The sequence below is a fragment of the Enterobacter cloacae complex sp. P12RS genome (assembly GCF_014895875.1).
GTDB lineage: Bacteria > Pseudomonadota > Gammaproteobacteria > Enterobacterales > Enterobacteriaceae > Enterobacter > Enterobacter bugandensis.
In genome coordinates this window covers 25768-44080 of record NZ_JADBQO010000030.1, presented here as the reverse complement: position 1 = coordinate 44080, position 18313 = coordinate 25768, and the positions used below count along the sequence as shown (strand labels likewise).

Sequence of the window (18313 nt, the reverse complement as noted above, 5' to 3'; positions counted from 1 at the left end):
CCTATAACGGTATCAATACAATTATATTCATCAATCAATATTTTACGCAGATCCTTGTCCCTACCACCACGATGTAATGCTCCATGAGTTAACGCAATAACCATCACACCATCAGAAGATAATGATTCATATCCGCGCCATAGAAAGGCAAAGTCAGCAGATCGACTAGAAAATTTCAAATTTGAGGAATTAAAGTCTTTATATCGTTCAGGTTCCCATCGAACATTAAAAGGTGGAACAGAAATGACAACATCAAATTTCTTATTATCTGCAATAGTTTCTAAAGCATTAGCATTAGTTAATGAAAATCGTGAAAGATGAAGCCCACTAAATAAAATCCTCATTTTTGCATATGCAAATGCTGATTTGTTAATTTCATTTCCACGAACTTCGTCAATAACAAAAGATTTATTATATATATCAAGCAATAACCCTCCCGTACCGCATGCAAAATCACAAACATTAATAGGGTTATTTTGAAATTGTAATGCAATAGAACTAACAAGATTACATATGCAATTTGGTGTGATATATTCTGCCGCGTATTGTGCTGTTCTTTCTGTAACAAATTCAAAAAGATATGTTGCAAAATCTACCGATAGCCACTCATTTATTGAGCCAATATCGTTCAAAGTTAATAGCACCCCATTCAATTCATTAAGCGCGTTTTCCTTAATAATCCTGCAAGAGTTGAAAAAACAATCACGTAGATCAGAATGTCGTTCTTCAATATAATAAAATGAATGAATCAACCTCTGAGATAACTGATATGAATTGCCAATAAATTCAGAGTTAACCAAAGCTGCTAACTGATAGTCTGGCTCAATGAAATATTCAAAACCTTCTTCATTCGAAGAACTTTTATCTGAAATTACTTTATATAGAATAAAAGATAAAATTAAATCGCGAGAGTCCAAAGAGTTCACAAAAGGGCGAATTTGACTTTCGATTCGTTCAAAAAAAGAAATTTTCTCATGAGGAAATGAAGAGTCTTGCATATTAGCCGTTTTCGTCAACACTGCATTAAAATATGAATTATGTAACAATTTAAGAGCTTGATAGATTACTTTACCAAACTGAGAATTACAACTATTATTTACTTTTATTTCAAACAATATATGCTACCACCTCTGTAAAGAATCTTACTAAAAATTTTTATTTTAATCTTAGGAAAACTAATTAGAATTAATGCGTTAATATTTAACTTAAATACAAATAAGGTTCCGCGAAGCATAATATTCAGTGCGTTTATTAATTAGACACGTACCGGTAATCCCAGTCATCCGAATGAATAACGTTACCGTCACGGTAATGCCAGGTAATCTTTTCATAACGAAGCAAAACGAGCTCAAGATGCCCCTGCTTTTCATGGTAAGTCTCTTTCACGTCATGCATTAATGAAAACACCGTGACGACCTTCACCGCTTCCAGCGTTATTGTGAAATAAATTTATTCCTGACCGGCATCATTGATTCTGAAAAGGTCGATAGTTGCTTTCCTGAGCGTACCGCCCGTGCTGAGTGCTTTATAGAGAAAAACGCTGGAGGCATCTATTTCTTTCTCAATAAGAAAGGGACGATGCTGGCATTTACTCAACGCTCTGCCATTATGCAGGTCAGAGTTATAGCATACGTTATGATAGAGCCCTAATACCTCAATTTGGTTTTCACAGTCTTTAACTTTCACGCTCCCTTTTATGATATTACCCGCATCGTCAGTTAATGACATATATCCCGGAATGGCCATTTAAATATCCTTATCGAATGGAACAGAGTGTTCAAGGTTGGCGATCATAACGGCGAGACATCTTTTACCCTGCGGGCTTTTTATTTTGAACATCTCCCTGATTGAATCCACAAAAAGCTTGTTACTTTCTGCCTCCGTTTCGGGGAAATTCGCAAACGCGAAAATTTGTTCAACAGTGAGTAACGGTTTATCGTCATTTAAGATTGCTAAAACACCCTCAGGGTTATGCGGGATGGCTTCAGAAAGCGATGCCTTTAAATCTTCAGCCGTACTGGCGTCCACTCCGGGCTCAAGAGCACTCGCCACGGCTAACCATGCCTGAGTTCCTTTACCTATCTCTGGAATGACATGATTCCACCATTCCGACTCACCGCTATCATTAGCATACAACTCTGCTACAACACTTCTTGCACCTTTATCGTTTATCATCTGGATAATCTGCGCAGGAGTGTGTTTTTTGGCAAAGAGAGCCATCGGAGCACATAAGAAGAGTAGTGCAATCATATATTTCATTATCGCACCACCAGTATTGTGTCACCTGAATCATAAATAATATGACGCTTGTCCTGGCCGTTCATAATGATGCAGCCTGCTGATGCCGAGCCTGGCGGTTGACCTTTTTTATCACCATGAATTTGAAAATGATCTCTACCAAAGGTATTGGTCCCCGCTATAGGCTCAAGAATAATGGCCTCAGCACTTTTATGATTATTCCATCCGGCAATAAAATAAATACCTCTGGGAATGGGTCCTCTGTTTCGTTGACTTTCACACTCTGGCTTATCTTTCGATTCACCCGCACCGCTGTAACAGTTAGCGACAAACACACCATTATGACTCAATACCCCTGTCGAAACTTTATACTCCCATGTCATCAATACCGTCTCCTTTCATGAATAGTCCTTTATCTTATGGCTAATAAGAGCGTTAAAATGACTACGATGGTCACAAAACATCACGTCCCAAATAAATAAGCACAAAAAATATAGAAAAATTAATAATAGATAATTTTGATGTATATAATTTTTATATAAAAGCCGTGTGTTCAGGCAGAGATTGCGTCTCCTCCTTACACCAGCTTTGCACTTTTGGTTCACTTGCCTCTATCCTTAACCCATGGAAAAAATCGCTGAACTTAAACGCGCCAAGCTGCTGGCGCTGTCGCTGCTGCTGATTGCCGCCGCGGCCTTTGTCACCACCCTCTTCCTGCCGCAGACCTTCTGGGTGCGCGGCGTCAAAGCCATTGCCGAGGCGGCGATGGTCGGCGCGCTGGCGGACTGGTTTGCCGTCGTCGCGCTGTTCCGCCGGGTGCCGATTCCCTTTATCTCGCGGCATACGGCGATCATCCCGCGCAATAAGGACCGAATCGGCGACAATCTTGGCCAGTTCGTGCAGGAGAAGTTTCTTGATACTCAGTCACTTGTGGCGCTTATCCGCCGCTATGAGCCCGCGCAGATGATTGGCGCCTGGTTCAGCAAGCCCGACAATGCCCAGCGCGTCGGGCTGCATCTGATGCAGGTGATGAGCGGTTTTCTCGAGCTGACCGATGACGGACGTATTCAGCGCCTGCTTAAACGGGCGGTGCATAAGGCCATCGATAAGGTGGATTTCACCGAAACCAGCGCCGTCATGCTGGAGAGCATGACCAAAAACAACCGCCATCAGGTACTGCTGGACGCCATCATCAACCGCCTGATTACCCTGATTCAGCGGGAAAGCACGCGGGAGTTTATTGCCGATCAGATTGTCCACTGGCTGAAAACCGAACACCCGCGCAAGGCGATGGTGCTCCCCACTGAGTGGCTGGGCGATCAAAGCGCGGAGATGGTGTCGAACGCGGTGAACACGCTGCTGGACGATATCAGCCACGACCGCACGCACCAGATCCGTCAGGCGTTCGACCGCGCCACGCTGAAGCTTATCGACAACCTGAAAAACGATCCGGAAATGGCGGCGAAAGCCGACAACATCAAGCACTACCTGAAAAACGATGAGGCGTTTAACCGCTATCTGGGAGAGATGTGGGCTGACCTGCGCCAGTGGCTGAAGGCGGATATGCAAAGCGAGGATTCGCGCGTGAAGCAGCGCATCGCCAACGCCGGGCTGTGGTTTGGCGAAACGCTAACAAACGACGCCAGCCTGCGCGCGTCGCTGAACGAGCATCTGGAGCAGGCCGCGCACCGCGTCGCGCCAGATTTCGCCGCGTTCCTGACCCGCCACATCAGCGACACGGTCAAAAGCTGGGACGCCAAAGACATGTCCCGCCAGATTGAGCTGAACATCGGCAAAGACCTGCAGTTCATCCGCGTCAACGGCACGCTGGTGGGCGGGACGATAGGCCTAATCCTGTTCTTACTCTCGCAAGTCCCAACGCTTATCCATTCAGCGTCCTGAGGATCAGCGCCTTCATGCTGGTAATAGCTGCATTGGAGGAGGCGCTCCCCTGATGCAGCGCGATTCCCAGTTCTCCTGCATCTGGCAGCAGGTGGCTGTCGATCCGTAACGTCTCGGGCAGACCAATACGCGTGCGGAGCGTAATACCCAGCCCCGCGCTAATTCCCGCCCACAGCCCGCTCAGGCTATAGCTGGTATAAGCGATACGCCAGGGAATACCTGCGGCATCCAGTGCCGAGATGGCCCGGCTTCGCAGGAGGCAGGGCGCGTCAAACATCACCAGCGACAGCGGCTCACCTCGTTGCAGAAGGACCTCAATATCCTCGCGGGATCGGCAAATCCATGCCAGCGGTTCGCTTCGCACGTAGTCGCCTTCTCGACCTTCCTGCCAGACCAGCGCCAGATCGAGTTCATTCGCCGCCACGCCGCGCAGCAGCGGCGGGTTGCGATCGACGCGTGCCGTCATGCGAAGCTCAGGGTGTTGTCTGTGAAAATCGCCGAGGACCTTCGGCATCACGGACTCGCCAAAGTCCTCCTGCATACCCAGCCGTACCTCGCCCTGAAGCAACTCACCTCTGATAGCCCGGAGCGCTTCATCATTTAATACCAGCATGCGTCGGGCGTAGCTCAGCAGAATTTCACCCTCTCGGGTCAGTGCCAGCGTACGCCCCTGCTTAACGGTCAGAGCCACGCCACACTGCTGCTCCAGCTTTTTTAACTGGGCACTGACCGCAGAGGTGGACCGACACAGCCTGTCCGCCGCCTCGGCAAAACTGGCGGACTGAATCCCCTCCACAAAGCTGCGCAGCGCGTCCAGGTCTAATGTTGAAAAGCATTTATCCATATCATCCTCATTTTCAGGACATTCAGTCCTGAACATTGCGATTTTATTTATGGTGGCAGCCTGCGAGAGTGATTTCCAGACGACAGGAGGAATAAAAATGAGCACAACATTGAATCGCGACACGCTTGCGCAGGTTTCCCCTAAGCTGGCGGAACTGAGCCAGCAGGTACTTTTTGGCGATATCTGGCAGCGTCCGCAGCTAGCCCCGCGGGATCGCAGTCTGATCACGCTTGCCGCGCTGGCAGCCCTGGGGCGCACCGCGCAGCTTCCCTGGCATATCGGCTTCGCCCGGCAAAACGGCGTGACGGACGACGAAATAGCTGAAGCGTTTACCCATCTGGCGTTTTACGCAGGCTGGCCGGCCGCCGTCAGCGCGCTGAGCAGCCTTGCAGAGGAGAAACAGTAATGCCGTTTGTTCGTATCATGACGGGTGACCGCTATAACGAGATGCAGCAAAAGCAGATCTCGGACATTCTGCACCAGGCGCTGACGGAAACCTTCGCCGTTCCCGCACAGGACAGATTCCATTTTTTTGAATGCTTCGCGGCCGGGGATCGATACATTGATCGGCACTATCTCAGCACGGGCAGAACGGAGGGGGCGATACTGTTTAATATCGTTGCTGGTAAGCCGAGGAGCAATGAACAGAAATCTGCCCTCTACCGCCAGCTGGCTGCGCAACTGAATGAGAAGATGGGCATTGACGGTGGAGACGTGATGGTCGTTATCCAGTTTACGGCCGCTGAGGACTGGAGCTTCAGCGGCGGCAAACGCTATCAGCCCTGAATGACGTAGCGCGTGGCGGCGAAACGGTTCAGGATCAAATGCACCAGAAAGACCATCGTCAGCGTCGCCACCAGCGAAAAGGTCACGGAGGTGATGCGATAGAGATCGCTGAACACCAGGTCACTGTCCGGGTGCATGTTCTGCCCGAACATAATGCCGATGGTCGTGATGCTGGAAAACCCCACGCCCGCGCCCACTTTCTCCATCACGTGCAGCCGCGCGCCAAACGCCAGGCCGAGGCCAATCAGCGGCATCATCAGCAGCATATGGCTGCTGTGATCGTAGAGGATAAGCTGCACCACCAGAATGTAGAGGCAGCCCAGCACTACCCCGACCACGCGCCAGATGGAGCTCATCACCGCGCCGCGATAGTGCATAGGGAACAGGATCAAAATTCCTGCCATCAGCGCCGAGAGCGAATCGCTTAAGTCGCTAATCTGAAACACCACGAAAATCATCGTCGCGACGCTGCCGGAAAGCAGCGACTCGTGGCGCACGCGGGCGTCGTCTTTCTCAATCAGCGGCGGCGGCTTGCGGGGCTCCACGTCCGGCAGCAGGTAGTTCATCAGCGCGCTCAGGCACACCGCCATCACGCTCGCTTCAATGTTGGAAAACAGCAGCGTGTGCCAGTTGGTGGTGGGGTAGCTCATAAAGTTGAGCATCACGCTCTGGCACACAACGCCCATCGAGCCGAACAGGAACAGCGGCCCTTTGCTCATAAAGCGAAAACGCATCACGTAAAGGGCAAATACCACCAGCGTCATGATGACCGGCCATTGGGAAAGATAGCCGATGATAATCACCATTTCGACGCAGTTCAGCGATGCGCTGAAGATAAACTGCTTCGCCACGTGGCGGTTAAACACTGGCACCAGCGAGAGGAGCATGATCGGATAGACCACGAAAAACACGCCGTAGCTGGTGTTGTAGAAGCTCGATATGCTCAGGGCAATCATCCCGGCAAAAACGATGCGCAGGGTCTGGCGAAAGTCGTTTGCCGTGTAGACGATGTTGCCGTGCGGGGTAAAGACCCGCGCCAGCGTATTAATAGACATAGTGAAGCAGGCTCACCAGGTGGATCTGCATTCCGGAGAAGAAGCGCGCAAACGGCCCTTCGCTGTTGTAGAGCTGCACGGTCGCCCGCGCGCCGGTTGGCAGCGGCTTCGGCAGCGGCTCATCCAGCGTGACGTGAATGCGCATGCGCTGAGCGTCTCGTACCCAGCGGTTAGAGGTCTCCGGCTGGGAGAGCTGGCCGTTAACCGCCTCCTGGCCTGCGAGGATCCCCGCGTCGCTGCTGGCCACGTGGGCGCGGAACACCTGCCCCGGGAAGGCGTCAAACACCACGGCGGCATCGGTGCCCTGACGGGTATGGCGCAGGCTCTTCTCGCGGAAATCGGCCACGATATCGGTCTGGTTGTTTACCAGCGCCAGCGCGGCGGAGCCGGATGAGGCGTAAAAACCGGGGCTTAACTGCAGGTTACTGACCGTGCCGTCCGCCTGGGCGTAGACCTTTGTCCAGCCGAGGTTCAGCTCTGCTTCATCCAGCGCGTTACGGTATTTTTGCAGCGTCACGTTGCGGTGTTCTTCGCGCTCGCCGCGCTGGATGCGCAGGTTCCGGATGTTGGCCTGAATTGTGCTGACGGACTGCTCGCTGCTCTGCCAGGCGGTGCGGACCTTATCCAGATCCGCCTGCGAGACGTTCTGTAACGTGCTCAGCTTCTGATAGCGTTCGAAGGTCACCTTGTCGTTACGCGCGGTCAGCACCGCGGTTTTCAGGCTGGCCTGCGCGGCGGCGATCTGCGCGTCCAGCTGTTCGTTAGAGAGACGCGCCTGCTCCAGCGCGATTTGCGCCGCTTCCACTTTATTGCGAAACGGCGTGTCGTCGAGCTCAAACAGCAGATCGCCTTTCTTCACCTGGCTGTTGTTGTGGACATGTACCGCCGCCACGTAGCCGGAGACGCGCGGAGAAACCGGCGTCACCACGCGCATGACGGTGGAGTCCGGCGTCAGCGGGATCCAGATATCCGCGACGACAAAATAGATAAACATCAGCAGGAAAGAGGCAATACTCACCCTTACCCAGCGGGCAAATTTTTGTTCAGGGGTCATTATTTTTCGGTCTTGTTGTCTTCTTCGCGGATTGTCCGCAAATTGCAGGCGATTTGATTTAACGTGGCACTGAAAATCTCGATATGCTCCGGCGCGATGTGTTGCGATACGCGTGCCTGATAGGTCTCAATCACCTGAGTGAGCCTTTTTAAAATGGCTTTTCCCTCAGGCGTCAGCGTCAGAAGCCGGATGCGCTTGTCATAAGGCGATGTGGTGCGCAGCAGGTAACCCTGTTTTTCCAGCTGTGTCAGGGTGCGCATCAGCGGCGGCAGTTCAATACCCTGCACCTCCGCCAGCTCACTCATTGAGACGTTATCCCCGAGCTGATGAAGCTGCATCATCACCGTCCAGCTCGACTGGGTTAAGCCGGTATCGAGAATGGCATCATCGATCACCGCACGCCACTGGCGCACGATCATCGCCATCCGCATGCCCATCGGCCTGCGGCAGAACAGTTCTTCTTCACTCATGGGGAAACCTCTCGTCACACGCGGTCAAGATAATAGTTATCAGGGTAAGTATCAAGAAACGCGAGACGAAAGAGCAGGAATTGCGAAAACGATGTCTCCCTCTCCCTGTGGGAGAGGGTCGGGGTGAGGGCACCAGCCCGCAGTGGAGTTTAGCGGCTAAAATGCCTCCTGACGGCACTTTTTCCCGAAGCCGTCACCACCACCTCCCGATACCCCGCCACCCGCTGGATCCACCCTTTGCTTTCCAGATGAATAAGCAGCGCCGCGCCAGCTTCGCCTCCGAGGTGAAACCGCCGCTCGCTCCAGTCCAGACAGGCGCAGCAGGCCTTGCGGCGCGGATGAGCGCTTAACGACACGCCGAGCTTCAGAAACTGCTCCCGGCCATACAGCGTGAGCGCTGAACCGTCTGCCTCCAGCCAGCCTTCCGCCTGCATGAAATCGTAGATCTTTACCGCCACCGCGCCCGCCAGATGATCGTAGCAGGTCCGCGCCTCCCGCATGGCCTTCGGCGCGGTGGTTTCCGGCGGCGCAATGCGGCTCCAGGAGAGCCCCATCATCTGTTCGATCAGCTCCGCCACGTCGTGCCCCGCCAGACGATAGTAGCGGTGCCGCCCCTGAGACAGACAGGTAATCAACTTTCCCTCCACCAGCCGGGCGAGATGCCCGCTGGCGGTCGAGGGGGCGACGTCTGCCGCGGTGCTCAGTTCGGTGGCGGTCCACGCCCGCCCATCCATCAGCGCACACAGCATCTTCACGCGCGACGGATCGGCCATTGCCGCCGCCACCGCCGCAATGGCCTGCTCCAGCGCCGCGCCGTTATCAGTCGGTAAGCTTGTCTTTAACATGTGCTGCCCAGGGTTCGGTGATCTCTGCGGCCAGCTTATCATCATCCGTCAACAGAATAAGGTGATTCGCATGGTCGCTGTACTGGGTAAGAACAGACACGCCGCGTGCCGCCAGCGCCGCCGCAATTTCACCCAGCTCCCCGGGGCGCGCCTGCCTGAGTTTTCTGATAACCGGCTTTCGCACCGCCTGCACGGTAAACCCGGCGTCGAGCAGCACGCGTCGCGCTTTTTCACCATCTTCCACCAGGAAATGGGCCTCCGTACCGAATACGCCACCGCCTTCCAGCCCTACGCCGTTGCGGCCTAAAAGCTGTCCAAAGCGCGCCAGCTCGCCGGGCCCGTCGCGGAAAATCACGTGAACGTCATACATTCGCGCGCCCTCCCGTTTCGGAACTGTACTCCCGCACCAGCTGCGCCACGCGAATACGGTAGAAAGAGAAAATCGACTCCCGCCCTTCGGCCTGCGCCGCCTGATGGAAGACGTTCTGCTTCCAGCGGCGGACGGCCTCTTCATCCCGCCACCAGGAAAGGGAAAGAATTTTGCCGTCGGTCGTCAGGCTCTGGAACCGTTCGATATCGATAAAGCCGTCGATGTCGGCCAGCAAAGGCTTAAGCTCTGCGGCAAGTTGGAGGTAGCGCGCCTGATGGGCAGGCGCGGCTTTGGCTTCGAAAAGGACTGCGATCATGATGGTCTCTCCACTGTGATGTTGAGGAGAGAATGCAGGATGGAAAAGCACAATGCTTCGGTAAAGAGCGAAGCTTTAGCCCAGAACCGACCTCGGCTCCATAAACGCGCGGATCCCCCACTCGCCCATCTCGCGCCCCACGCCGGAGTGCTTAAACCCGCCAAACGGCGCTTTCGGTTCATGGGCCAGGGTGTTCACCAGCACGCGACCGGAAACAATCTGCTGCGCCACGCGGCGCGCGCGGTCCGCACCGCCCAGCACCACCGCGCTCAGGCCGTAGTCCGTGTCGTTGGCAATAGCAATCGCCTCCGCCTCGTCACGATAGGGAATTACGCACAGCACCGGGCCAAAAATCTCGTCGCGGGCAATCGTCATTTGGTTGTTCACGTCGGCAAACAGCGTCGGGCGCACAAACCAGCCGTCCTGTGTGCCTTCCGGCCGCCCCTCGCCGCCCGCCAGCAGGCGCGCCCCCTCTTCGACACCTTTGCGGATATAGCCCTGCACCCGCTGCCACTGCTTTGCGCTGACCATCGGGCCGACGTCCGTTGATTTATCGCGCGGGTCGCCGGAGTTCACCGCCGCCACGGCCTGCGCCAGCGCGGTTTCGATCTCCGCCTTACGCGAGTAAGGCACCAGAATGCGCGTACCGGCCACGCACGCCTGCCCGCTGTTCATAAACCCGGCCTGAATCACCAGCGGGATCGCCTGCGCCAGATCCACGTCATCCAGCAGGATCGTCGGCGATTTCCCGCCTAACTCCAGTGTCACGCGCTTAAAGCTTTCCGCCGCGTTGCGCAGGATCGCCTTGCCGGTATGCGTCGAACCGGTAAACGAGATTTTTGCCACGTCCGGATGGCGGCTGATTGTGTCACCGACCGTCTCACCCCGCCCGGTGACGATGTTAAACACGCCCGGCGGCAGAGCCGCATCGCGCAGCGCTTCGGTGACAATCTGCGTTTGCAGGGCGCTCATTTCGCTCGGCTTGATCACCGCCGTACAGCCCGCGGCCAGCGCGGCCGCCAGCTTGCCGCAGATAAATCCTGCGTCGCTGTTCCACGGCGTAATCAGCCCGGCCACGCCAAGCGGCGTCATCTGCACCGTGGCTGCGCCCGCGGGGGTGACGAATTCAAACGCCTCCAGCGCCTCAATCGCCTGAGCAATCACCTCCGCCGGATAGCTGGCCATCCACGCCGAGCGCGAGGCGGGCGCGCCGTACTCTTCGATGACCGCTTCCAGCAGATCGTCGTGACGAGCGGCCACGGCGGCGTGCATACGTTTTAGCGCGGCAATGCGCTCCTGCTTTGTCGTCTGCGACCACGCGGGGAACGCCGCTTTTGCCGCCGCAACGGCGCGCGCTGCGTCAACCTCATCCGCCAGGCGTACCTGCCCGATGACCTGCGCCGTCGCCGGGTTGTATAAATCAAACCGTTCGGTGCCGTGCGGGGTAACAAATTCGCCGTTAATAAAGATCTGTTCGATAGTGTGCATATAAACCTCCTCAGGCTGTGTGAGCACAGTCTGGCACGGCTTCTCCGTTGCGATAATCCACGCTATGCTGCAAGGGTTGTTTCGATTTTCAGGATAATCTATGCATCGTTCAGGTCTGACAGAGCTGGAAGTGGTTATGGCGGTGGTGCGGCGCGGCAGCTTTCGCGGCGCGGCGCAGGAGCTCGGCATGTCCGCCACGGCGGTCAGTAACGCCATCGCCGGGCTGGAGAGCCGCCTGGATACTCGCCTCTTTAACCGCACTACCCGCAGCGTGGCGCTCACCGACGCCGGACAGCGCTACGTGGCGCGCGTTGGCCCGGCGCTGCAGGAGATCCGCCTCGCCAGCGAGGAGATCCACAGCGACACCGGGGAACCCGCCGGCACGCTGCGTCTGAACGTGCCGAACCATATCGGCACCCTGTTTCTGGACCAGCTGCTGATCGACTTTATGATCCGCTATCCGAAGATGCGCGTGGAAACCGTCAGCGAAGCGCGCATGATCGACATCGTCGCGGAAGGCTACGACGCGGGGATCCGCCTCGAGGAGTCCGTGCCGCAGGACATGATCGCCGTGCCGCTGACCGGGGAGATCCGCCAGCTGGTGACCGCCACGCCGGACTATTTTGCCCGTCACGGTACTCCGCAGACGCCGGACGATCTGCTTTCACATCAGGGGATCGGCATGCGCATGGCCCACGGCGGGATCTACCGCTGGGAGCTGGCGCGTCGGGGGGAAACGTACGCCCTTGCCGTACCGCCGCGCTTTGCGACATCCGATCTTTTCGCCTCGATCCGCGCCGTAAAGGCGGGATTAGGGGTAGGATTTTTGCCGGAACTGTATATCCGGGAAGAGCTTGAGAATGGAGAGCTGGTGAGCGTTTTAAACGACTGGGCTCAGCCCTTTGCCGGGCTGCGCCTGTATTACCCCGGCCATCGCCACGTTCCGCCGGGACTGCGGGCGCTGGTGGCGATGATCCGCGAGCGCGGGATTATTCCAGGTTAGCCTTATTCAGCCCGTAAGCCGCGTCCAGCGAGCCGGGCGCCATGCGGGAGGTGATCCCCAGACGGTTCCAGGCGTTGATCGCCACGATGGCGAAGTTCAGCTCTGAAATCTCCACGTCCGAAAAGTGCTCCGCTACGCTGCGGTACAGCGCGTCGCTCACCCCGTGAACGCCAATCTGGGTCAGCGCTTCGGTGAAGGCCAGCGCGGCTTTCTCGCGGGCGCTGAACAGCGGGGACTCGCGCCAGGCCGCCAGATGGTACAGGCGCAGCTCGCGTTCCCCGGCGATTTTGGCCTCTTTAGAGTGCATATCCAGACAGAACGTACAGCCGTTCAGCTGCGACACGCGAATGTCGATCAGGTGCTTCAGCGCCGGGTCGATGGAGGTTTTTGCCACCTCCATGCTCAGGGCAGACAGCGCGTTGGCGAGGGCAGGTGTAACTTTATGGTGGTTAACGCGAGTGCTCATTGTCTTTCCTCTTTTTGTGCGGCATGTGCCGTGCGATGAGGCAAATCTACGCCGTTCATGACATAGTAAAAAGATACAAAAAGCGTGAAATGAGGTAGGACATGAAGCCGGGCTATCACGACATTTATTCCCGCTATCGCGACAACATCACGCGCGGCGTGCTGAAGCCGGGCGATAAGGTGCCTGCCATCCGCGTGCTGGCGGAAGAGCTGAAGGTGGCGCGCAAAACCGTCGAAACGGCGTACGCCATTCTGACGGGTGAAGGGTATCTGGTGAGCCAGGGCGCGCGCGGCACGCGGGTCAACCCGGATTTACTGCTGCCGGATAACAATGCCCCTGCGGAACAGCCTACCGGCACGCTTCCGGCCTCGCTTATCAGCCAGCGCGAGCGGGCCGGTTTTCTGCGCCCCGGCATCCCCGCCCTCGACAGCTTCCCGTATAAAAAATGGCTGCTGCTGGCGGGCCAGGCGACGCGCGCCATGCGTCAGGAGGAGATGCTCAACCCGCCCGTCCTGGGCTGGTATCCGCTGCGCCAGGCCATCGCCAGCTATCTCAATATCTCACGCGGCTTGTCCTGCACCGCCGAACAGGTGCTGATCACCAGCGGCTACAGCGGCAGCCTGCGGCTGATCCTCGACACCCTCGCCAGCCGCAGCGACAAGGTGGTGTTTGAAGATCCGGGCTACTTTATGGGCCAGCAGTTGCTGAAGCGGATCGTGCCGCGCCTGCACACGGCGCCGGTCGATCGCTGCGGCATTGATACGGAATACCTGCTTCGTCACCATCGTGACGCGCGTTTTGCCATCGTCACCCCCTCGCACCAGAGCCCGCTGGCGGTGACGCTCTCCCTGCCACGCAAGCAGCAATTGCTCGACTGGGCCAGCCAGAACGAGGCGTGGATCATCGAAGACGATTACGACGGGGAGTTTCACTACACCCGCAAGGTGCTGCCGTCGCTGAAAAGCCTCGACCAGCACGACCGGGTGATCTTTATGGGCACTTTCAGTAAAACCATCATGCCGTCGCTGCGCATGGGCTACGTGGTGATGCCCGCCAGCACCGTCGGGGCCTTTACCGACTGCGCGGATATCACCACCAGCGGCCAGCCGGTGCTGACGCAGAAGATCCTCACCGCGTTTCTCAACGAAGGGCATTTTTTCCGCCATCTCAAAAAGATGCGTGCGCTGTACCAGACCCGCCGCGACTGGATGATTTCCGCCCTGCGCGAGGTGTATGGCGATCTGTTTTTCACCGAGCAAAACGACGGCGGGATGCATATCGTGGCGTTTCTCACCAAAGGGAGCTGCGACCGGGAAGTGGCCCGCTGCTGGCAGGAACAACAGCTGCAGGTCAATGCGCTCTCGGAGTGGTATCGCGGGTCGGGCAAACGCTACGGGCTGGTAATGGGCTATAACAACGTGCGGACGTATCAGGAGGCGCTGGAGCTGCTGGAAAGGCCGAAACGGCAGACGCTCGCGCTGTTGAGCTGAAAAACGCCGGGTGGCGGTTGCGCCCTACCCGGCCACGGTTTAAATATCATTGCGGGATAACCCGACGTCCTTGAGCTGCTCGTCGCTCATCTGGCTCAGGATGCGGCGGGTACGGTTGATGCGATACCAGTTGCGGATCGTTTTGCCGATCCAGACAAATACGACGAACGGACGTTTTGAACGGTTCTCGTAGAATTCCATAATGCTCTCCTCACTGTGCCAGTGGGGTTATCATCCTGGAAATCGACCTGCGCAATACAGATGCAAAAACAACTTTTGTTTAACATACAGATCCGCTAAAACGGTATCTGCATGCCGTTTTTTGCGGCAATCTGTACTGGTTTAATAATCTGTATGGTGAAAATAAAGGATACAGCATGACACGCTATCAACACCTGGCCAACCTTCTGGCAGAACGCATTGAACAAGGGCTGTATCGCAGCGGCGAGCGTCTGCCGTCGGTGCGCGCCCTGAGCCAGGAGCACGGCGTGAGCATCAGCACCATACAGCAGGCCTACCAGATCCTCGAAAACCTTCAGCTGATCACCCCCCAGCCGCGCTCCGGCTATTTTGTCTCGAAACGCAAAGCCCAGCCGCCCGTCCCGGCGATGACGCGCCCGGTGCAGCGCCCGGTGGACGTCACCCAGTGGGATGAGGTGATGATGCTGCTGGACGCCCGCGCCGACAAAGAGATGATCTCCTTTGGCGGCGGCTCGCCGGACATTAACCAGCCGAGCCTGAAGCCCCTGTGGCGCGAGATGAGCCGCCTTGCGCAGCATAACCCAAGCGAGATGCTGAGCTATGACGTGCTCGACGGCCGCCTTGAGCTGCGCGAGCAGATCGCCCGCCTGATGCTGGACGGCGGCTCGACCGTCTCGGCAAGCGACATTGTGATCACCAACGGCTGCCACGGCGCGCTGTCGATCGCCCTGCTCTCAGTGTGCAAACCGGGGGACATCGTGGCGGTGGAGTCGCCATCTTTTCACGGCACCATGCAGATGCTGCGCGGGTTTGACATCAAGGCGATTGAAATTCCCACCGACTCTGAAACAGGGATCAGCATCGAGGCGTTAGAGCTGGCAATGGAGCAGTGGCCGATCAAGGCGGTGATCCTGGTGCCCAACTGCAATAACCCGCTCGGGTTTATCATGCCGGAAGCGCGGAAAAAACAGGTTTTAGCCCTCGCCCAGCGGCACGATATCGTGATTGTGGAGGATGACATTTACGGTGAGCTGGCGGCGGAGTACCCGCGCCCGCGCACTATTCACTCGATGGACATCGATGGCCGCGTAATCCTCTGCAGCTCGTTTACCAAAACCGTGGCGCCGGGCCTGCGCGTCGGCTGGATTGTGCCGGGGCGCTATTACGACCGCGTGATGCACATGAAATACGCCGCGGGCGGGTTTAACGTGCCGGGCACCCAGATGGCGGTGGCGGCGTTTATTCGCGACGGCCATTACCATCGCCACGTGCGCCGTATGCGCCAGATTTATCAGCAGAATATGGAAACCTACACCTGCTGGGTGCGGCAGTATTTTCCGGCGGAGATTTGCGTCACGCGCCCGCAGGGGAGCTTCCTGCTGTGGGTTGAGCTGCCGGAGAAGGTGGATATGGTGTGCGTCAGCAAGCAGCTGTGCCGCCTGAAGATCCAGGCGGCGGCCGGGTCGCTGTTTTCCGCCTCCGGGAAGTACCGCAACTGCCTGCGGATCAACGTGGCGCTGCCGCCGACGGATAAGCATCGCGAGGCGTTGAAGAAGATGGGCGAGGCGATTGTGATTGCGATGGAGGAGTAGCACGTTTTTTAGCGCCGGTGGCGCTACGGAATAGAGTAGGCCGGGTAAGGCGAAGCCGCCACCCGGCAAAATCAACGACTCAGAACTTCCACGAAACGCTGCCCACAATGCTGCGTTCTGCACCGAAGTAGCAGTAAGAGAGGGAGTTACACGCCGCAACGTAGCTTTTGTCCGTCAGGTTATTGACGTTCAGCTGCGCGCTCACGCCCGTGAGCCCCACTTTCGACAGGTCATATCCCACGACCATGTCCACCAGCGTGTACGACGGAAGCGTATGGGTGTTCTGGCGATCGCTGGCGATCCCGTTGACATAGCGCACGCCGGAGCCGACGGTCAGGCCATCCAGCGGGCCGGTTTTGACGTCGTAGCTCAGCCAGGCGCTGGCCATGTTACGCGGGGCATAGACGGCGCGCTTGCCCTCCTCTTCCGGGCTGCTCTTCTTATAGCGAATATCCGTGTAGGTGTACGCCGCCTGCATACGCAGGCTGTCGGTCAGCTGACCAATCGCCTCCAGCTCAACGCCTTCGGATTCGATTTCACCGATGGAACGGTACGGATCGGTCGGCTCCTCTTTGGTGGCAATGTTCTTCTGGTTGATGCGGAACACCGAGGCGCTGAACTGGCTGTTCATCCCTTCTGGCTCATACTTCACGCCCGCTTCCCACTGCTTGCCCTTCATCGGATCCAGGATATTGCCCTGCTCGTCAGCAAAGCTGGTCGGCGTAAAGGCGGTGGAGTAGCTGACGTACGGCGCAACGCCGTTATCAAACAGATACAGCAGCGCCGCGCGGCTGCTGAAGTTGTTTTTATCCAGATCGCTGCGGGTGTGGTTAAAGTTGTCGACGTTCGACACGCTCACCTGGTCGTAACGCCCGCCGAGCGTCAGGCGCCAGCGGTCAACGGACATCTGATCCTGTAGGTAGTAACCGGTCTGGCGAAGCTTATGCTTTTCCCTGCTGTACTGGGTGATGTAGTCCGGCTTTGCACCGTAAACCGGGTGGAAGGCGTCAATCGGCGGGAAGCCGCCATAGTAGCCGGTCACGTTGTTGGTGCGGTCCTGATAGTCCATGCCGATCAGCACGCGGTGGTTCACCGCCCCGGTGTCGAAGCTGCCGTCGACCTGGTTATCCAGGGTGATGGCGTTCATCTTCTCGTCAGAGCCGGAATAGCCGCGGTTCAGCTCGGTGTCATTCAGCCAGCCTGCGGCATACACCTGGTTCAGCTCCACTTTGGTGTGCAGGTAGCGCAGCTTCTGGCGCACGGACCAGCCGCTGTCAAACAGGTGCTCAAGGTTATAGCCGACCATGTTTTCCCGACGATCGTACTTGTCGTAATCGTCTTCACCTTCAAAGAACGTGTTGGAGATTTTCTTCCCGCTGTGCGGCACAACCGTGCCCTCATACGGCAGGCCGGAGTGGCTGCCGCCTTCCGGATCGCGGTGCAGGTAGGCCATCAGATCCAGACGGGTGTTATCGGTGATACGCCAGGTCAGGCTCGGCATCAGCGCGTAACGCTCTTCCTTCAGCGGATCGAACTGGGAATCGGCATAGCGGGTCATCCCGCTGAGGCGCACCGCCACGCGGTCGTTATCATCAACCGGGCCGGTGACGTCGAACATCGCCCCACGCTGGCTATTGTTCCCGGCGAAGAGCTTGATCTCCCCGCCCGGATCGAACGACGGCTTACGGGAGGTAAGCGCCACAATCCCGCCCGGCGATGAACGGCCATAGAGCACGGAGGCCGGACCGCGCACGACTTCGATACTGTCCAGGAACCACGGATCAACCACCAGCGAGCTGTGGGAGTTGGTGTCGCCCATCATCTTCAGGCCGTCCAGGTAGACGTTGTCCAGGCTGCCGTCAGAGAAGCCGCGCAGCACCATGTAGTCAAAGCGGTTAGACGCCCCAATCTGGTTGCTGTAGACCCCCGGCGTGTAGCTCACGGCCTGACGCACGCTGGTTGCGCCCTGCTCTTCGAACTGCTCGCGCGTGACGATAGAGACCGACTGCGGAGTTTCAATATCCGGCGTTTCAAGCTTGGTGGCCGCAGACTGCATCTGCGAGGTCACCACCACGGTGTCAGTTTTTTGCGCATCCTGCGCCAGTAAAGGAAAAGCGACGCTACCGGTAACCCATCCCACCAGCAGTGCCAGACGCGATTTAGCAAACATAACCCTCTCCAGAGATATTTCTT

Annotated in this window: 20 protein-coding genes and 1 pseudogene; 6 read left to right on the top strand and 15 right to left on the bottom strand. The window is 56.7% G+C overall.

From position 1 onward, the window contains the following. The 4 genes and pseudogenes from IM284_RS17185 to IM284_RS17170 all read right to left on the bottom strand — a co-directional run. The coding region (locus IM284_RS17185) for a class I SAM-dependent DNA methyltransferase (RefSeq protein WP_193055847.1) at nt 1-1115 on the bottom strand (1115 nt) is incomplete at its 3' end. Nucleotides 1116-1251: 136 nt separating this feature from the next. Then, nucleotides 1252-1746 (bottom strand): annotated as a pseudogene (locus IM284_RS17180) (Hcp family type VI secretion system effector). Further along, nucleotides 1747-2259, bottom strand: coding sequence for a hypothetical protein (locus IM284_RS17175; protein WP_047367265.1), 513 nt, complete (start codon nt 2257-2259; stop codon nt 1747-1749). Further along, on the bottom strand, nt 2259-2621 hold the full coding sequence (locus IM284_RS17170; protein ID WP_047367264.1) for a tlde1 domain-containing protein: 363 nt from the start codon (nt 2619-2621) through the stop codon (nt 2259-2261). Before IM284_RS17170 ends, IM284_RS17175 begins: the two co-directional genes overlap by 1 nt. Before the next feature lie 241 nt (nt 2622-2862). On the opposite strand from IM284_RS17170, the gene IM284_RS17165 reads away from it, so the two are divergent. Continuing rightward, nucleotides 2863-4140: a DUF445 domain-containing protein gene (locus IM284_RS17165; RefSeq protein ID WP_028015387.1), complete on the top strand. Its 1278-nt coding sequence runs from the start codon at nt 2863-2865 to the stop codon at nt 4138-4140. Here IM284_RS17165 and IM284_RS17160 read toward each other — a convergent pair. Beyond that, entirely contained in the window at nt 4121-4984 is an 864-nt protein-coding gene (locus tag IM284_RS17160; RefSeq protein WP_047367263.1) for a LysR substrate-binding domain-containing protein, read from the bottom strand. The two genes, IM284_RS17165 and IM284_RS17160, sit on opposite strands and share 20 nt — an antisense overlap. Before the next feature lie 97 nt (nt 4985-5081). On the opposite strand from IM284_RS17160, the gene IM284_RS17155 reads away from it, so the two are divergent. Together IM284_RS17155 and IM284_RS17150 are read left to right on the top strand one after the other, a co-directional pair. Further along, nucleotides 5082-5390, top strand: coding sequence for a carboxymuconolactone decarboxylase family protein (locus IM284_RS17155; RefSeq protein WP_028015385.1), 309 nt, complete (start codon nt 5082-5084; stop codon nt 5388-5390). Then, nucleotides 5390-5770, top strand: coding sequence for a tautomerase family protein (locus tag IM284_RS17150; RefSeq protein ID WP_047367262.1), 381 nt, complete (start codon nt 5390-5392; stop codon nt 5768-5770). Before IM284_RS17155 ends, IM284_RS17150 begins: the two co-directional genes overlap by 1 nt. On the opposite strand, the gene IM284_RS17145 is transcribed toward IM284_RS17150, so the two are convergent. The 7 genes from IM284_RS17145 to IM284_RS17115 form a co-directional block, all read right to left on the bottom strand. Further along, complete coding sequence (locus IM284_RS17145) at nt 5761-6825, bottom strand: DUF2955 domain-containing protein (protein WP_045259544.1); 1065 nt, start codon at nt 6823-6825, stop codon at nt 5761-5763. The two genes, IM284_RS17150 and IM284_RS17145, sit on opposite strands and share 10 nt — an antisense overlap. Then, nucleotides 6815-7882, bottom strand: a complete 1068-nt coding sequence (locus tag IM284_RS17140) for an HlyD family secretion protein (protein ID WP_028015382.1) — start codon at nt 7880-7882, stop codon at nt 6815-6817. Before IM284_RS17140 ends, IM284_RS17145 begins: the two co-directional genes overlap by 11 nt. After that, complete coding sequence (locus IM284_RS17135; protein ID WP_047367261.1) at nt 7879-8349, bottom strand: MarR family winged helix-turn-helix transcriptional regulator; 471 nt, start codon at nt 8347-8349, stop codon at nt 7879-7881. Before IM284_RS17135 ends, IM284_RS17140 begins: the two co-directional genes overlap by 4 nt. Nucleotides 8350-8498: 149 nt before the next feature. Next, a complete protein-coding gene (locus IM284_RS17130) occupies nt 8499-9194 on the bottom strand; it encodes a helix-turn-helix transcriptional regulator (protein WP_041911329.1) in 696 nt (231 codons plus the stop codon). Further along, nucleotides 9169-9564 (bottom strand): amino acid-binding protein, encoded by a 396-nt coding sequence (locus IM284_RS17125; RefSeq protein WP_047367260.1) that lies wholly within the window; start codon nt 9562-9564, stop codon nt 9169-9171. The genes IM284_RS17130 and IM284_RS17125 overlap by 26 nt, the downstream gene beginning before the upstream one ends. Then, a complete protein-coding gene (locus tag IM284_RS17120) occupies nt 9557-9880 on the bottom strand; it encodes an antibiotic biosynthesis monooxygenase (protein ID WP_041911331.1) in 324 nt (107 codons plus the stop codon). The genes IM284_RS17125 and IM284_RS17120 overlap by 8 nt, the downstream gene beginning before the upstream one ends. Nucleotides 9881-9955: 75 nt before the next feature. Then, complete coding sequence (locus tag IM284_RS17115; protein WP_047367259.1) at nt 9956-11368, bottom strand: aldehyde dehydrogenase family protein; 1413 nt, start codon at nt 11366-11368, stop codon at nt 9956-9958. A 100-nt stretch (nt 11369-11468) separates the two neighbouring features. On the opposite strand from IM284_RS17115, the gene IM284_RS17110 reads away from it, so the two are divergent. Next, on the top strand, nt 11469-12371 hold the full coding sequence (locus IM284_RS17110) for a LysR family transcriptional regulator (RefSeq protein ID WP_041911333.1): 903 nt from the start codon (nt 11469-11471) through the stop codon (nt 12369-12371). On the opposite strand, the gene IM284_RS17105 is transcribed toward IM284_RS17110, so the two are convergent. Beyond that, the gene (locus IM284_RS17105; protein WP_014882392.1) at nt 12358-12837 is read right to left on the bottom strand and encodes a carboxymuconolactone decarboxylase family protein; all 480 of its coding nucleotides are present in this window, start codon (nt 12835-12837) and stop codon (nt 12358-12360) included. The genes IM284_RS17110 and IM284_RS17105 overlap by 14 nt on opposite strands. A 101-nt stretch (nt 12838-12938) precedes the next feature. On the opposite strand from IM284_RS17105, the gene IM284_RS17100 reads away from it, so the two are divergent. Next, nucleotides 12939-14327, top strand: coding sequence for a PLP-dependent aminotransferase family protein (locus tag IM284_RS17100; protein ID WP_047367257.1), 1389 nt, complete (start codon nt 12939-12941; stop codon nt 14325-14327). Nucleotides 14328-14366: 39 nt separating this feature from the next. On the opposite strand, the gene IM284_RS17095 is transcribed toward IM284_RS17100, so the two are convergent. Then, complete coding sequence (locus tag IM284_RS17095) at nt 14367-14528, bottom strand: DUF1127 domain-containing protein (RefSeq protein ID WP_032644967.1); 162 nt, start codon at nt 14526-14528, stop codon at nt 14367-14369. A 176-nt stretch (nt 14529-14704) separates the two neighbouring features. On the opposite strand from IM284_RS17095, the gene IM284_RS17090 reads away from it, so the two are divergent. Continuing rightward, on the top strand, nt 14705-16120 hold the full coding sequence (locus tag IM284_RS17090) for a PLP-dependent aminotransferase family protein (protein WP_041911335.1): 1416 nt from the start codon (nt 14705-14707) through the stop codon (nt 16118-16120). A 79-nt stretch (nt 16121-16199) separates the two neighbouring features. On the opposite strand, the gene foxA is transcribed toward IM284_RS17090, so the two are convergent. Next, nucleotides 16200-18308 carry a ferrioxamine B receptor FoxA gene (gene foxA, locus IM284_RS17085; protein WP_112792168.1) on the bottom strand — a complete coding sequence of 703 codons (2109 nt, stop codon included), beginning with the start codon at nt 18306-18308 and terminating at the stop codon, nt 16200-16202. Between the last annotated feature and the right edge of the window lie 5 nt (nt 18309-18313).